Source organism: Phyllobacterium sp. K27 (assembly GCF_054796155.1).
Genome location: NZ_JBTWND010000002.1, coordinates 1 through 15,628 on the forward strand (window position 1 = coordinate 1; position 15,628 = coordinate 15,628).

Sequence of the window (15,628 nt, forward strand, 5' to 3'; positions counted from 1 at the left end):
AAAAAGCATTCGGCATTTCGCTGCTCTGCAAACATAAAGACGTGTAGCGCCCCGGGAGGATGTAAACATTCCGGTTCAATCGATAGCAACCGAGTTGTTTTGAAAGGAAGCCAGTGAATACCGTTGGCGCACCTGAGCGGCGACTTATCTGCCATCCCGTAGCAGTTGACCACCGTCTGCTGCTTGTTGCCGTCGTAGAGACAGATGGGCACGTTTCAAAGCATGCCCTCCAAAAAGTAGGACGGAGCAATGCCTTCCCGCAACCGGCCGTCATCGATAATCCTATTCCGGATGTTCTTGAAGATGCGGACGGCGGGCTTGGAAATAGCTATGCCTTCGCGATAAGTGAGATTTCCAATGGCCGGGTACGCGATGTACTCACAATGCTCTGCATAGGCCAACACGTCCTGCGTTCGTTTCATTCGCACCAACTCCGGCGCGGCGACGAGCATATCGCCCACCGATCGCCGGTCGCGGTTGACGATCCTAACCTTGCGACCGAAGCGATCTTCCTCACTGGCGTGTCGATGTCGGCGATCCTGTTTTTTACCTTGGAACCAGAACGTATCGCCGTCCACCACGCAGGTGACGCGTTGGCCGCTTCCGCAGATAGCGAATGCTTAGTTTTGAGCTTCTCGGTTGTTGGGTTGACCCCGCAGATGCGAATCGGCAGATTGCCATGGTCGATAGGGTGGCAACGGCGGGCAAAATTTTCAATCTGTCGTCTCCTCAATTCCTGTTACGGGGCCTGTCACATTGGCTCCCGACACTTTCATGGCTTGCCTGTGAAACCGGTTTCCCCCCACAGACGCTCTCATATCCTTCCGTCTGAACCAGATGGCGCGTCCGCAGCGCAACGGTGCATTGCTAGCGGTGAAAACGATCTGCTCGTCGCTGCGCATGCGCAGCACTTCGTGCGGCAGAATCAGCGGGCGGCGGGTCAATTGCTTCGACCGCGACCGGACGATCCTTTCATTCCGGAAGAGCGGTTTGTCTGGTCTACTTCGACCGTGGTGTCGCCGCATCGTTTGGAAATATACTCGGCCGTCTCAGGGTCATTGATCGCCGCAAACGAGATCCAAGATGCGGACTCGAACCATTTCGAACTGGCGTCACGGCCGCCATAAGCTTCTCGCATCTGGCCGATCGACTGGAAGATCAGCGCCAGGCTGATGCCGTACTTGCGGCCGGCGTCACGGGCCGTTTCCAAGATACGCAAATATCCGAGGCATGCTACTTCATCAAGGAGGAAAAGGGTGCGGCCCATGACCTCACCGTTGCGGTTGTAGATCGCATTGAGAAAGGAGCCGATAACCACCCGCGCCAATCCCGGATGCGCTTCCAGAACCTTCAGGTCAAGAGCGATGAAGATGTCCGTGACGCCTGCTGCCAACTCATCGGTCGAGAAACTGTTGCCCGACACAAGGGCGGCATAGTTCGGATAGGAAAGCCAGTGGGTTTCTTTCACCGCATTGGCGTACACGCCAGAAAAAGTCTCTGGCGTCATGTTTACGAAGACCGCGACGTTCTCGCGCACGAAGGTGGAGTCGGACTGTTCGTAGATTCGCGTCAGCCGTTCTCTCAGTTTAGGCTCAGGCTCCGAGAGGTTGGCCCGGACACGGCGCAGCGTCTGATCCTTTGCGTCGGTGTGTCCGGACAGGCAGACGTCGGCGATCAGCGCGGTCAGGAGCTGCATGGCCGACGCGCGGAAGAAGTCGTCGCGGGCAGATGCAGCACGTGCATTGTCGGTCATGATCCATGTCGCGACCGCGACGATGTCCTCTTCCTTTGTGCCACCGAACCGGCCGATCCAGTCGAGGGCATTAAAACCGGTGGCTGGGTTGCCGGGATCGAGCACGATCACCTTGCGGCCAGGCTTCCGTCGATGCTCGATGACCATCGGCGCCACTTCGCTCGACGGATCGAGCACGACCAACCCGCCGCCCCATTTAAGCGCCGTCGGGATCGTTACGGACGTTGTCTTGAAACCGCCGGAGCCCGCAAAGACGATAGCGTGCGATGAGCCGAACGAGCCATCGAAGCAGAGCAGCGGCGACTTGCCGCCGACACCCCAGCTCTGCGGCTTGTCGGTGCGGAACGCCAAGGCTGCAACACTGTCGCGATCAACGCGGTATCGTTCTCCGACCACAATGCCGCCCGCGTCCGAAAACAGCTTCCCGGCCTCCTGCATGCTCATCCAGTTTGCATCACCGTACACGGCACGTTTGCCAGCGATGCGTGTTGGTCGTGCTCGAGCAAACGCTGCATTGCCTTTGATGGCTACGCGTACCGCAAACACTCCGCTGAACAATGCAGCGCTTGCGCCAACCATGGTCGCAGGATCGGCATAGGCAAGAACCGATTGCCCTGATGGCACGCTGCTGGAGATGCTAGCGAGGCGGATCGCTTCCCGGGCGACTGCGATGAACATGACCGCGCCGTTTCCGGCAATCACGCTCAGCGCGGCGACCTTGATATTTGCCACGCCGTTCGCAGCAAACAGCGAGGTGACGCCGAGCGCGGCAGCCGCGACATAAGGCAGGGCAAGGCCTGCCCGACCGAGGAAAAGCTTTGCCTGCGCGCTCGTTCCAGACGCCGCCAGCCGGTGCTCCATGCCAGTTGTCCCGGCCATCGCGGCCAACATGATGACCGCTGGAAGTATCCCGAGAAGCAGCCTATTCGCTGTCATTACTGAAGGCCTCCGCTCCGAGGGCAGTCAGTCGCGATCGCTCGGCGTCATTACCTTTTATCCGGTGGCTGGCTTCGATCAACAGACCGAGCAGAAGTGCCCGCTTCTCGTAGCGCAAGCCAGCCTTTACGATCAGCCCGCCGAGTTCGATTTTTTCGCGCGTGTCCTTTTTGCGCGCTTCCGTCGTCAACCCCTTCGCCATACGCTCAAGCCTCATCAGGCCCGCCCGCATCCGTGCCAGACGCGAGCGTCGAAGTGGCCTCGCTGCCGGTCCGGCCGCCGGTGGGATTTTTTCTTGCCGTTGCCGTCTCCCGACTGCCGCGAAACCTTCCGCGAACTCCTCGAGGGCCGACTGAAGCTCTGCCTCCTCCTCGATTTCAATCTCACCAATGCTGCCAGCCTTCAGCGCGATCCGGCCGATGCGTTCGGCGTCGCGTGTTTCGGCGGCTTTCAACTGGTCCTGCAATCTGGCGATTTCCTCCCTGATCTTCGATGATGGCTTCTTCATTCCGGATGCTCTCCTTGAGGTCTTTGGCGTTGCTGTTGCGACGCCGAGGATCCCCCGGATGCTCGAGAAATGGAATCTGCAGATCTGCAGATCGGCAAAGCCGATACTTTGGTGGATGATCCCGCCGTTCCGAAGGAGCGGTTTCAAGGGCGCAATTATACGTCCCTGATGCGACGTGGTTGCTTTCGGCCCTGGCGGGGCCGGGTAGGACCGCCACTCCTGACGAACAGGTTCTAACCGGGAGTGTCTCACGCCGTGGCCATCGCTCATTTTTCAGCCAGCATTGTCAGCCGCGGCGACGGCCGCAGCGTAGTGCTGTCTGCGGCCTACCGGCATTGTGCGAAAATGGAATACGAACGCGAGGCCCGCACCATTGACTACACCCGCAAACAGGGGCTGCTGCACAAGGAGTTCGTTCTCCCCGCGGATGCCCCAAAATGGGCCCGGACCCTTATCTCTGATCGCTCTGTATCGGGTGCAGTCGAAGCATTCTGGAACCGGGTCGAGACTTTCGAAAAACGGGCCGATGCGCAGCTTGCCCGCGATCTGACTATTGCGCTGCCGATGGAGCTCACGCCCGAACAGAATATCGCGCTGGTCCGGGATTTCGTGGAAACGCACATCCTGTCGAAAGGCATGGTTGCTGACTGGGTCTACCACGACAACCCAGGTAACCCGCATATCCACCTGATGACGACATTGCGCCCGCTGACGGAGGGAGGGTTCGGCGCAAAAAAGGTTACGGTCCTTGGCGACGACGGACAGCCGATTCGCACGAAATCCGGCAAAATCATCTACGGACTCTGGGCCGGATCGACCGACGACTTCAATGTCCTCAGGGACGGTTGGTTCGGGCGGCTGAACGATCACCTGGCGCTCGGCGGTATCGATCTCCGCATCGATGGCCGGTCCTACCAAAAGCAGGGCATCGACCTCGAACCGACCATCCATCTTGGTGTCGGGGCCAAGGCGATCGAGCACAAGGCAGAAAGCCAGGGCTCGCGTCCAGAGCTTGAGCGGATCGAGCTGAATGAGCAGCGCCGCGCGGAAAATGCGCGCCGTATCCTACGCAATCCGGCGATTGTGCTTGACCTCATCACCCGCGAGAAGAGCGTTTTCGACGAGCGCGATATCGCCAAGGTTCTGCATCGCTATGTCGATGACCCGGCTGTCTTCCAGCAACTGATGTTACGCATCATCCTGAACCCCGAGGTTCTCCGTCTGCAGGGGGACACGATTGAGTTCGCGACCGGAGAGAAGATGCCCGCCCGTTATTCGACGCGGGCGATGATCCGGCTGGAAGCGACGATGGTGAGGCAGGCGTTATGGCTGTCGAATCGGGACGGGCATGCTGTCCTTGAAGCTGCTCTGGCAACAACGTTCCGGCGGCATGAGCGGCTCTCGGAAGAACAGAAAACCGCGATCGCGCGGATCGCCGGTCCCGCCCGGATCGCGGCCGTGGTTGGACGCGCCGGCGCCGGCAAGACCACGATGATGAAGGCTGCCCGAGAAGCTTGGGAACTGGCCGGATACCGTGTCGTCGGCGGCGCGCTTGCCGGGAAGGCGGCAGAGGGGCTGCAAAATGAAGCGGGGATCCATAGCCGGACCCTCGCGTCGTGGGAGCGGCGCTGGAATCGGGGCCGTGATGTTTTGGAAAGCAAAACCGTCTTCGTCATGGACGAGGCAGGTATGGTCGCGTCGAAACAGATGGCCGGCTTTGTCGATACCGTCGTCAGGGCAGGTGCCAAGATCGTTCTGGTGGGCGATCCGGAACAACTCCAGCCGATCGAGGCGGGTGCTGCCTTCCGCGCCATCGTCGATCGCATCGGTTATGCCGAACTCGAGACGATCTATCGCCAACGCGAGGACTGGATGCGCAAGGCGTCGCTCGATCTGGCCCGAGGCAATGTGGAAAAGGCGCTGACCGCTTATAACGCCAATGTCAGGATCACGGGAACGCGCCTCAAGGCCGAAGCGGTCGAGCGGCTGATTGGTGACTGGAACCACGACTACGATCAGACGAAGACAACGTTGATCCTCGCGCATCTGCGCCGCGACGTTCGGATGCTCAATGGCATGGCCCGCGAAAAACTTGTCGAACGCGGCATTGTCGGTGAGGGCCATCTCTTCAAAACGGCTGACGGCATTCGCCAATTCGACTCGGGTGACCAGATCGTCTTCCTGAAGAACGAGACCTCGCTCGGCGTTAAGAATGGCATGATCGGCCACGTCGTTGAAGCCGCTCACAATCGCATCGTTGCTGCTGTAGGTGAGGGCGATCAACGCTGGCAAGTTGTCGTTGAGCAGCGCTTCTACAGCAATCTCGATCATGGTTACGCGACTACGATCCACAAAAGCCAGGGTGCGACCGTCGATCGGGTGAAAGTGCTGGCCTCGTTGTCCCTTGATCGGCATCTGACCTATGTGGCGATGACCCGTCACCGTGAGGATCTGCAGCTCTATTACGGGACGCGATCCTTTGCCTTCAATGGCGGTCTTGCCAAGGTTCTCTCCCGCAGGAACGCCAAGGAAACCACGCTCGACCATGAGCACGGGAAACTCTACCGCGAGGCGCTGCGCTTTGCGGAAAGTCGTGGCCTCAACATCGTCCAGGTGGCGCGTACGCTGCTGCGAGATCAACTCGACTGGACATTACGCCAGAAGACCAGACTTGCCGATCTTGCTCAGAGGCTTCGTGCAATTGGTGAGCGCTTCGGCCTTCAACAAATCCCGAAAACCCAAACGATGAAGGAGGCCTCGCCCATGGTCGCAGGCATCAAGAAATATTCCGGTTCCGTTGCCGATAGGGTTGAGCACAGGCTCGACGCCGAACCAGCCCTCAACAAACAATGGGAAGAGGTCTCGACCCGCTTTTCTTACGTCTATGCCGATCCCGAGACCGCTTTCCGGGTGATGGACTTCGATGCGGTTCTGACCGATAAGGAAACGGCCAAACGTGCGCTTCAGACGCTGGCGTCCGATCCGGCGTCGATCGGTCCGCTTAGGGGCAGGACTGGCATTCTCGCCAGCAAGGCCGACCGGGAAGACCGCCGGGTCGCAGAACTGAATGTCCCGGCCCTGACGCGCGACCTTGAGCAGTATCTGAGGATGCGCGGGACTGCCATGCAGCGGCTGCTGGCTGACGAGCGGGCCCTGCGTCAGCGCGTGTCGATCGACATTCCGGCTTTGTCGCCGGCGGCACATGTGGTGCTCGAGCGCGTGCGCGATGCGATCGACCGCAACGACCTGCCCTCGGCCATGGGGTATGCACTCAGCAACCGCGAAACCAAGGCCGAGTTCGACGGATTTAACAAGGCGGTCACCGAGCGGTTCGGTGAGCGGACCCTGCTGGCAAGTTCCGCCCGCAATCCCGACGGCCAGCTGTTCGACAAACTCTCAGAGGGGCTGGCACCTCAGGAGAAGGAACGGCTGAAGGAGGCATGGCCGGTCATGCGCACGGTGCAGCAGCTCGCGGCCCACGAACGCACGGTGCAGTTGATGAAGCAGTCAGAGGAACTGCGTCTCACGCAGCGCCAGAACCCGGTGCTGAAGCAATGACGAGACGGCAGGTGATCTTGGCTCTGGCGGGTGCTGGCGTGGTCGTCTCCAGTCTTGTCGCGGCCGCATATATCGGCGGCTACCGGCTAAACCTGACGCCCAGCGAGCCACTCGGGCTCTGGCGCATCGAGGCGCTTAGCCGCGACGTCGCGACCGGCGATCTCGTCTTCATCTGCCCGCCGGCAACAGTCGCATTTCAAGCGGCCCGCGAGCGCGGATACCTTCGTTGGGGAACGTGTCTCGGTGGCTTTGCACCATTGATCAAAACGGTCGCAGCTCTTGCCAGTCAGCGTGTCCAGATCGGTGGTCAGGTTGTGATCGATGGTCGGCCAGTCGAGGCATCCACCCTCAGAACACAGGACGGGACAGGGCGTGCCCTCGCGCCGGATCCCGGTGGTCCCGTGCCACCGAGACAGCTGTTTCTTCACTCATCTTTTGCGAGCTCCTATGACTCCCGATATTTTGGACCGATCCCTGTTGGCGGCGTGCTTGGGCTTGCCCGGCCGATCCTTACTGTCGATCCCTGAACGCGTGCGCGGACCTCTCCTGATCGGGGTGTCTGTAGCGGTCGGAACGGTCGCCTGGAGCGGAAACATGGCGGCCCTTCCGGTCGCGATGTTCTTCCCATTGCTCTGGGCGAAATCGCCATCACGCGTGGTCGCAGCGGCCGTTTCGGCGAGCTATTTCCTCGCCGCGTCCCGCGGCTTGCCGCAGGGGGTGGCGAACTTTTACGCCGCCGATTTTTGGCCAGGGCTTCTGCTGTGGGTGATGGCGTCTTCGAGCTTTTCCTTGGTGCATGCCGTCCTTTGGACAAGGCAACCGGGAAGGGTGCGGGCGGTGCGCTATGTCGTGGCCATCGTGCTGATGGCTCTTCCGCCATTCGGCATAGTCGGCTGGGCGCATCCGCTGACTGCGGCCGGCGTTCTGGTTCCAGGATGGGGATGGGTTGGACTGGTCGCGACCGCGATCCTGTTGGTCGTCATGACCGGTCGAAGGTGGCAAATTGCAGTCGCAGTCATGTTGGTACTATACGCTTGGTCCGCCACGGACTGGACGCAGCCCAAACTACCAGACAGGTGGAAAGGGGTCGACCTCGCGCTTGGGCAAAATCTCGGTCGCGACGGCTCGATACGCTATCATCGCGATTTGATCGCAGAAGTTAAAGCAAAGGCCGGAGACGCGCGTTTCGTCGTTCTGCCGGAGAGCGCACTGGGATTCTGGACGCCGAGTGTGATGCGTCTCTGGCAAGATGGTTTGCATGGGTCAGGCATCACCGTGATCGCAGGTGCGGCGGTCATCGATGCTGCCGGTTACGACAACGTTATGGTCTCCATCTCAGCTGCTGAGGGGCGTATCCTCTATCGTGAGCGCATGCCGGTCCCGGTCTCTATGTGGCAGCCGTGGCGGGTCTGGATGGGCGAGGACGTCGGCGCGCGCGCTCGCTTTTTTGCCAATCCGATCGTCGATGTCTCGGGTATGAGGATCGCTCCGTTGATCTGCTACGAGCAGTTGATCCTCTGGCCAATCCTGCAGTCGACGCTTCACGCTCCAGACATCATCGTCGCGACCGGCAATGGTTGGTGGACCTCCGGAACGACGATCATCGCCATCCAGCAGGCCAGCGCTGTCGCATGGTCGCGGCTGTTCGGCGTGCCGATCGTCATGGCTTTCAACCAGAACCCACAGGAGTGACCAGATGATCGATGCGGTTCTAATTCAGCAATGCGCCGACAAGGCTCTGAAGCCTGAGATCGCCGAGATGTTTATCGAGCGGGCAGGATCGCGGGATCCGCTTAGCGTTACGGTCCGCTCCGGAAACCGTATCGTGCTCGTGCCGAAACCCGCGACGGCGAACGAGGCTCTAGCACTGATCCGTGACAACCTCGGCCGCGGTACCGTGCGTGTTGGCATCACGCAGTATCCTGCCGGGCTTGGCACCATTGAGGCAGGTCAGTTGAAGCCGGATCTGATCGAGCCTTGCCAGAACATTCGCATGGGCACCGCGCTGTTTGGCAAGGTCTACCGCATCGTCACCAAGTGGTATGGCAATCCAACCAACAAAGAGGTTCTGCCGCAGGTGTTCGATGATGCCATCATCGCGTGGCAGACAGGTTATTTCGAGGGGGTGGCGGTGTTTCAGGCGCGGGTGCCGAAGAGACGAAGCCGGTCGAGCCCGCATCTCTGGATATAGTCGACAGGGATCACCGGCAATCAGGTGACAGAACAGCATCCAGCAACCCCGAACCTCCGACTGATGCGGACAAATTCGACCCGAACAAGGCGGGAATCCGCGTGAATCTTTCGACAATTGGTTCGCAATAACTGAAAGTCGAATGAGTTTGCTGTCCTTCGCCATCCATTTCTGCACTCTTGCACTGGTAAAACAAGTTTGGAGCAATTATAGGTATCGGTGGGGCAGTACGCGCTGCCCCGGGGTGTGGAAACCCCTACTCGGCGGTTGGTGCAGTCCGTTACTGCATCAGAATCCTCTGGCCTTGTGGCCGGGGGCCTGTGACGTATGTCCAGGCACCTCGGTGCTAAAGGTCTCAGGACTGTCCGAGTACAGTTTCCAACCCCCGGCTTGTGGGATCAGGGATTAACGTTTGCGGGGGCGTACCGCAGACAAAACCAGGGTTGGAAAAGCATGGAATCGGAAGACGCGACGCCAAAAGACAAGCTTGAGCTTCGGGCCGCCATTGGGCTCACCCGCGGTTTGCCTTTGGCCGATTTGGAGAGGCTCACAATCACGGCCGTCTGTACTCACCGGCGTTTAGTGGAAAAAGCTGACAAACTCTTTAAGGAGCTGCCGGAAGAGTATCAAGCGGGGAAAGTTACCGGTGGCGCTGACCATCTGAGGTACATTGAAGCCTGTTTGGATATGCATGCCCAAATGTCTGTGGTAAACACACTTGTCGGCATTCTAGGCTACATCCCAAAAGTTTCGGCGGATTAGATCTCAGATCAATTTTCTTCGAATTGCCAGAGCGGTGAGGTGAGTTGTTGTGTGCACATCGAAGCGCTTCTTGGTGTTTGCAAGCTTGACCCGAACAGTGTTGTATTTAACTCCCTCAATTGCAGCCACGTCCTCCATGGACTTGCCAACCTCTATCCACTTGAGGTAGGTCGCCTCCTTCGGATCGAGATAGGCTGCGTCCTCAACAGTGGGTGTCACCCGCAAAAATGCGATGCGGGCATGGAGTTGGGCGACCGCACTCGCGGCGGCAACCGCATCGACCTCCTGGTCGAGGTCGATTGTCGGCCTGTCAGAGGCCATGGTGAACATCGACATCGCACCGTTGGCGGTTTTGACCGGGATGGAGATGCCCGACCGAATCCCGAAATTAGCCGCGTGTGAGTAGAACGACCTCTCGGTTTTTGTAACGCGGGGCATGTCTCGTTCACCCGCCCAAGTGAAAATTCTCTTCAGCGTTCTTCCCCGCTTCACCACCGGATCAAGCGCGAAATAATTCCGTTCGAAATAAAGGGCTTGCCAGTCTGGATGATAGTTGGAGATCGCGAAGGAATGTCCGGGTCGCACACTGAGATAAGCGTAACCACCAAAACCGACCTGTTCGGTTAGACCAGCAAGTGCGTCTTCAAGGTTCCTTTGGTTAGTCTCAATTGCTGTTAGGTCGGTTAACTTGTCCAGCCAATGCTGCATTTGGTCCCTCCGTAATAGGTCAGGTAGAACAGAATCATGAACGGCCTCAATGACTTGAGGGGTTCAGCGGCTTGAATATCTCCCAAAATTTTCTTCAAAATCGCATAAGATGCCTTATGGAACTCATCGATTAAAAGTAATATCCGGACTCGCGCAACTCCACGTCGATCTGCCGGCGTTGCAACTCACTAGTTGCAACATCCCGGACGAGACAGCGAAGAACTGGGCGATCAGATGAGCCCGCGCTCTTCCTCGACCGAAATCTCGTCGAACCGATTCATCGACATCTTCACATTGGAAAGCTCTACACTCGTGCCATCCGCCTTCACGCGGATCTTTGCGTTGTAATCAACCACCCGTTTTACCGGGACCAGAATCTTCATAATCTTGTTTCGCTCCTATTGTTGACGTCCGTTGATACCGCGGTCGCCACTCAGGCGGATACGGTTTTCTCCTTCGTCTAAGCGTTGCTGCCCGAGAGCAGACCTCGACCGATGACCTGCGCCTGTATTTCAGCGGCCCCTTCGAAAATGTTGAGGATCCGCGCATCGCAGAGAATGCGGCTAATTTCAAACTCTTGCGCATAGCCGTTGCCCCCATGAATTTGGAGGCTAAGGTCGGCGTTGCTCCAAGCAACGCGGGCGGCCAATAGCTTGGCCATCCCGGCTTCGACGTCGCATCGTTTGCCGGAATCCTTTTGACGCGCAGCGTGATAAGTGAGCTGTCGGGCCATGAGAATTTCAGCCACCATCAACGCAAGCTTGTCCGCAACGCGCGGAAATTCCAAAATCGACCGTCCAAACTGTTTTCGGTCGGACGCGTAGGATATCCCAAGTTCATAAGCGCGTCGGGCAACACCGAGTGCACGAGCCGCTGTTTGTATTCTTGCGCCTTCAAACGTCTGCATGAGCTGCTTGAAACCGGCCCCTTCGGCGTCCCCCAGTAGTCCTCCGGCCTCAACCCTGCATGAAGAGATCGAAAGCTCATATTCACGCATGCCGCGATATCCCAGCACGGGAATCTCTCCGCCGGAGAGCCACTGATCGGGAAATATCTCCGTGTCTGTGCTGCGGCTCTTGGGAACAAGAAACATGGAAAGCCCGCGATAATCGGCCTTTTCAGGATCAGTCCTTGCAAGGACCGTCATTAGGTCACTGCGCCCGGCGTGTGATCCATGTCTTGTTCCCATTGATCTCCCATGAGCCGTCGTCATTGGGGGATGCGCGGGTACGAAGGCGAGCCAGGTCCGAGCCGGTGTCTGGCTCTGTGAACACAGCAGTGGGCAGGACACTCCCGGATGCGATGCCGGACAACCACCGGGCCTTCTGCTCCAGTGTACCGCTCGAATGAATGAGTTCCCCCGCGATCTCGGAGCGGGTGCCGATCGAACCGGCGGCAATCCATCCGCGGCTCAGTTCTTCGGTTGCAATACACATTGCGAGTTTGCCCAACCCAAGTCCACCATACTCAAGGTCGATGCAAATGCCGAAGGTGCCAAGATCGGCCATCTCGCCAAGGATTTCGTCGGGAAGTAATGCATCCTCCAAATGCCACTTATGGGCGTTCGGTGTGATGCGGTCGTCCGTAAACCTTCGATAAGTCTGGCGCACCATATCAAGTGTGTCGTCGTTGAGATCTTCCGTGATGTTCTGGCCGTCGCGCACCAACTGAATAAGCGTGTGCCGGTTTTCAGCGGTATTGCCGTGCTGCAACAGGTAGGCGACTGCGGGGTCGGAGACGAATCTTTCAGTCAGTTCGATGAGTCCCATCTCGCCCGGGCGAACAATCTCATTCTGGCTCATCGGAATTCCGGAGGCCAAGTGGTGCAGGTATTCGCCTACTCCAATCCTCAAGGCGATATGGTCTATTTCCGCCAGTCGATTATTAGCGGAACTGTCCTGCGCCCAGCGAACCGTTTGCATGATTGCCTCGGCCGTGGTGGCCATCCAAGCAAGGCCATGGATCTCCCGTTGATGCCGGTCAACGGTCTCCCCGGCCAACCGGCCGTTCACTGAAAGGCGAGAACCGATCGCTGAACGCACGTGCATCAGTAAAGTCGATGCGGCTTCCGAAGCCTCACCAAAAAGAGAAAGATCTGTGTTTCCAGAATGGTGCCAATTTGCAGTCAGCATGTTGATCCCCTGCTGTTGGAGTCCACTCGCCTCACCGGGCAGATTGGACAACGCCTTCGTCATGTAGTCGGCCGATTTCGTGAGCTGGAAGTCCAAGTACCGATGCCAACACCTCTTCGGTGTGCTCGCCGAGATTTGGCGCGCGGACGGGCGGAAGTCTCTTTGCTCCCGAAAAGCCGGTCGCGGACCCGGGCGTCAGATAGGTTGCACCACTGGGATGCGCGACCTCGGCGAATACAGGGTTTGCGGATGAAACGTCCTTATCCTCGCGCAATGCCTCGCCGACCGTCCGATACTTCGACCAACACACCTGTTGGGCATCGAATCGTAGGGCAAGCTCATCCAATCTTGAGCGTCCCACTGCTGCCTCGACAATGGCAAACAGTCGCTCCCTATGGACAAACCGAACGCCTTCATCCTCAGCAAACGAAACTTTGAGCTCGGTTTCGAGATCGTGGATCTCCTTATTGATCGCGAGCGCTCCAAGAAGGCTGGTCCATTGCTTTGCCGTGATGGCGATGAGCATGAGCCTCTCGCCATCAGCGGTGGCAAAGTCCCTTCCGAAGGCTCCGTACAGTGCATTCCCGTATCTGGGGCGATCGGTCTGAGTTTCGTTGTATTCGGCAATCTGTCCGAGGTGCCCGAGCGTTGTCAGCGCGAGGTCGAAAAGCGGAAGGGTCAGTTCCTGCCCCTGCCCGGTCATCCGTCTTGAACGCTCAGCCGCTAGCAACCCGAATGCGGCATGGACGCCGGCGAGAAGGTCCCAGGCGGGCAGGATGTGGTTTACTGGAGTGTCTCCGAGTTCTTTGGGGCCAGTTAGAAATGGAAATCCGACCGCGCCGTTTACTGTGTAGTCGACGGCCTGCCCACCATCGGCGCGCCCCATGACGCGCACCGTAATCAAGTCGGATCGCTTCTGTGACAGGCGCTCGTGGCCTAGGAAACCGTCCTTAGGAAAGTTGGTAACGAATAAGCCAGCGCCAGGTCCGGGCGCCGTAACGAGGTCCGCCGCCAAAGCACGCCCCTCAGGACGTCGCAAGTCTATTGCGATCGACTTCTTGCCCTTGTTCATTCCCTCCCAGAAAAAACTGGCGCCATCGGACCCCTTCGGCCATCGTCTGAAATCTGGTCCACCACCAAGCGAGTCGAAACGGATCACTTCCGCGCCTAACTGGGCCAGGTGCATTCCGCAAGACGGCGCGGCTACAAAGGACGAACCCTCAACAACGCGAAGATCAGATAAAACTTGATACATGGTGGGCGCTACCTGTGTCGTTCGGGGAGGACGACCAGCGCTGCGGCAAATCGCGAGTTGTCCCACCGAGGCCGTTTCGCAAACGACAACCGCTGGCACCTTAAACTTTTACACTCTCCGTCCATGGAGTCCTCCATTGCGACACCACTGGATGCGAACGTCGACAACATTCCACCGGGAACGCACGAGTGAGCGCATGCGGCGCCGTAAGCATTAGGTGCCGAAAAACAGAACCGCGAAGCTCATCATAGATTTGAATTCTGTATTCATCAAGAGAATAACTAATTTGTTTTCGAAGAGAGACTTTCTGTTACGACGTCGGGTAATGGCGATTGGTATTTCCTGGCGATGCGTCACTTGCGTCAAAACGTTGACTGGGCTGACCGTCAAAGCCAGTCTGCTCGTTCTCATGCGTCCGCAGCCGGAAGAGCCAGCCTACGACGATAGCGGCCATGGCTCTGCTCATAATCTGCAGTGTGGAGAGGGCACATGAACACACAAAGCCTTCTCGAAGTGTCGGCTAATCAAGCTCAGGTCGTAAGCTTATTGCTATTTTTGCCGCCGAGCGGCATCCCCGTAGATTGATAAATCATACCGGGATGGAAATGTTCGACGCGCCTCGCGCCGGTGAGCGCCTGCACGACATCGAGCTCTTGCTTCAATATTGCAAGGGCATGAGCAACAGCGTCTTCTCCACCTGACGCAAGCGCATAGAGGGTCGCCCGACCGACCTGGACGGCATTGGCCCCGAGGGCCAGGGCGCGCCCAATATCGGTCCCGCTGCGGAACCCGCTATCAATCAATAGCGACAGCCGACCCGCCGCTCAGACACGAATTCTGGCAGGACATCGATTGTAGAAGCGGCGCCGTCAAGTTGGCGCCCGCCGTGGTTGGAGATCACCAGGCCATCCACGCCAATCTTGAGTGCCTGTTTTACGTGCTGCGGATCGAGAACGCCTTTGATGATAAGTGGTTTTTTCCAGCGGTCACGGAATCGAGCGATATCGTCCCAGCTAACTGAAGGGTCGAGCTGGCTTTGCATCAACTGAGAAATGGTTTTATTCTTCTCCAGCCCAAGTTCGGCAGCCATGACCTTGAGTTGAGGACTGCCGCCTCGCGCCATCCGCAGGGTCCAGGCAGGATGCAGAAGGAGGCTGAGCACCTTTGCTGAAGTCCAATTGAATGGAAGCGAAAACCCGTTGCGGACATCTCTCAGCCGTCTTCCTACGACCGCACTGTCCACCGTAATCTGTAGTGCGTCGAAGCCGAGGGCGTCCGCTTTTTCCATGATCCTCTGGCTGAAACTTCGATCCTTGAAGATGTAGAGCTGCATCCACTTCGTGTCGGTTGCTTCGGCGACCTGCTCCAGAGTGCAGGTCGCGGCCGTGCTCATGACAAACGGGACACCGGCTTTGCCTGCCGCACGAGCCAGCGCAACGTCGCCGGCTGGCCAAATCGCGCCGGCAAGTCCCGTTGGCCCAATGATCAACGGCATCGCATAAGTCTTGCCGAAAAGCGTCGTGGTCAGGGCTCGGGTCGCAACGTCGACGGGCGCGGATGCGAGCAACCGCACGCGATCCAGAGCATCGCGATTGTGCCTAAGGGTGTCCTCCCGATAGGCACCTCCGTCCACGAACTCAAATACCATTTTGGGCAACGCCCGCCTGGCGGCTTCGCGAAAATCCGCAATGGACTGAGGCTGGCTGGACTGACCGTTCATGAAAATTTCCACTTCATTCGAGGGCGGTCGAGTCGAAGCCTCCCCCGGGAGGTTACCTGACATCACCCCGCTTTCGAATGTCCTCACAAAGTTGATGACAATCCC

Annotated in this window: 12 protein-coding genes and 5 pseudogenes; 6 read left to right on the top strand and 11 right to left on the bottom strand. The window is 58.4% G+C overall.

What is annotated here, in order from left to right; translation table 11 throughout:
* Positions 1-215 precede the first annotated feature (215 nt).
* The 4 genes and pseudogenes from ACYJL1_RS16860 to ACYJL1_RS16875 form a co-directional block, all read right to left on the bottom strand.
* Complete coding sequence (locus tag ACYJL1_RS16860) at positions 216-581, bottom strand: hypothetical protein (RefSeq protein ID WP_460898103.1); 366 nt, start codon at positions 579-581, stop codon at positions 216-218.
* A 132-nt stretch (positions 582-713) separates the two neighbouring features.
* Positions 714-2,689, bottom strand: a pseudogene (gene traG / locus ACYJL1_RS16865) (Ti-type conjugative transfer system protein TraG).
* On the bottom strand, positions 2,676-2,921 hold the full coding sequence (gene traD, locus ACYJL1_RS16870) for a type IV conjugative transfer system coupling protein TraD (protein ID WP_460898281.1): 246 nt from the start codon (positions 2,919-2,921) through the stop codon (positions 2,676-2,678). The pseudogene traG and the gene traD overlap by 14 nt, the downstream one beginning before the upstream one ends.
* Positions 2,922-3,026: 105 nt before the next feature.
* Positions 3,027-3,197: pseudogene (locus ACYJL1_RS16875) on the bottom strand (TraC family protein); the annotation flags it as partial.
* Positions 3,198-3,266: 69 nt separating this feature from the next.
* Here ACYJL1_RS16875 and ACYJL1_RS16880 point away from each other — a divergent pair.
* The 6 genes and pseudogenes from ACYJL1_RS16880 to ACYJL1_RS16905 all read left to right on the top strand — a co-directional run bounded on the left by ACYJL1_RS16880 (position 3,267) and on the right by ACYJL1_RS16905 (position 9,708).
* Positions 3,267-3,434: a hypothetical protein gene (locus ACYJL1_RS16880; protein ID WP_460898104.1), complete on the top strand. Its 168-nt coding sequence runs from the start codon at positions 3,267-3,269 to the stop codon at positions 3,432-3,434.
* An 18-nt stretch (positions 3,435-3,452) separates the two neighbouring features.
* The gene (gene traA, locus ACYJL1_RS16885; RefSeq protein ID WP_460898105.1) at positions 3,453-6,755 is read left to right on the top strand and encodes a Ti-type conjugative transfer relaxase TraA; all 3,303 of its coding nucleotides are present in this window, start codon (positions 3,453-3,455) and stop codon (positions 6,753-6,755) included.
* On the top strand, positions 6,752-7,282 hold the full coding sequence (gene traF, locus ACYJL1_RS16890; protein WP_460898106.1) for a conjugative transfer signal peptidase TraF: 531 nt from the start codon (positions 6,752-6,754) through the stop codon (positions 7,280-7,282). Before traA ends, traF begins: the two co-directional genes overlap by 4 nt.
* Entirely contained in the window at positions 7,203-8,447 is a 1,245-nt protein-coding gene (locus ACYJL1_RS16895) for a conjugal transfer protein TraB (RefSeq protein ID WP_460898107.1), read from the top strand. Before traF ends, ACYJL1_RS16895 begins: the two co-directional genes overlap by 80 nt.
* 4 nt (positions 8,448-8,451) lie before the next feature.
* Positions 8,452-9,077 (top strand): annotated as a pseudogene (locus tag ACYJL1_RS16900) (TraH family protein).
* Positions 9,078-9,399: 322 nt separating this feature from the next.
* Complete coding sequence (locus ACYJL1_RS16905; protein ID WP_460898108.1) at positions 9,400-9,708, top strand: transcriptional repressor TraM; 309 nt, start codon at positions 9,400-9,402, stop codon at positions 9,706-9,708.
* A 3-nt stretch (positions 9,709-9,711) separates the two neighbouring features.
* Here the strand turns inward: ACYJL1_RS16905 and traR are convergent, their stop codons facing one another.
* The 7 genes and pseudogenes from traR to ACYJL1_RS16940 all read right to left on the bottom strand — a co-directional run bounded on the left by traR (position 9,712) and on the right by ACYJL1_RS16940 (position 15,523).
* Entirely contained in the window at positions 9,712-10,416 is a 705-nt protein-coding gene (traR, locus tag ACYJL1_RS16910) for an autoinducer-binding transcriptional regulator TraR (protein ID WP_460898109.1), read from the bottom strand.
* A 248-nt stretch (positions 10,417-10,664) separates the two neighbouring features.
* Positions 10,665-10,799: pseudogene (locus ACYJL1_RS16915) on the bottom strand (electron transfer flavoprotein subunit beta/FixA family protein); the annotation flags it as partial.
* A gap of 77 nt (positions 10,800-10,876) precedes the next feature.
* Positions 10,877-12,464: pseudogene (locus ACYJL1_RS16920) on the bottom strand (acyl-CoA dehydrogenase family protein).
* Positions 12,465-12,579: 115 nt separating this feature from the next.
* A complete protein-coding gene (locus tag ACYJL1_RS16925) occupies positions 12,580-13,803 on the bottom strand; it encodes a CoA transferase (protein ID WP_460898110.1) in 1,224 nt (407 codons plus the stop codon).
* A 310-nt stretch (positions 13,804-14,113) separates the two neighbouring features.
* Positions 14,114-14,257, bottom strand: coding sequence for a hypothetical protein (locus ACYJL1_RS16930; protein WP_460898111.1), 144 nt, complete (start codon positions 14,255-14,257; stop codon positions 14,114-14,116).
* A gap of 76 nt (positions 14,258-14,333) precedes the next feature.
* On the bottom strand, positions 14,334-14,606 hold the full coding sequence (locus ACYJL1_RS16935) for an alpha-hydroxy-acid oxidizing protein (RefSeq protein ID WP_460898112.1): 273 nt from the start codon (positions 14,604-14,606) through the stop codon (positions 14,334-14,336).
* Positions 14,603-15,523 (bottom strand): alpha-hydroxy acid oxidase, encoded by a 921-nt coding sequence (locus tag ACYJL1_RS16940; protein ID WP_460898113.1) that lies wholly within the window; start codon positions 15,521-15,523, stop codon positions 14,603-14,605. Before ACYJL1_RS16940 ends, ACYJL1_RS16935 begins: the two co-directional genes overlap by 4 nt.
* Positions 15,524-15,628: the final 105 nt, after the last annotated feature.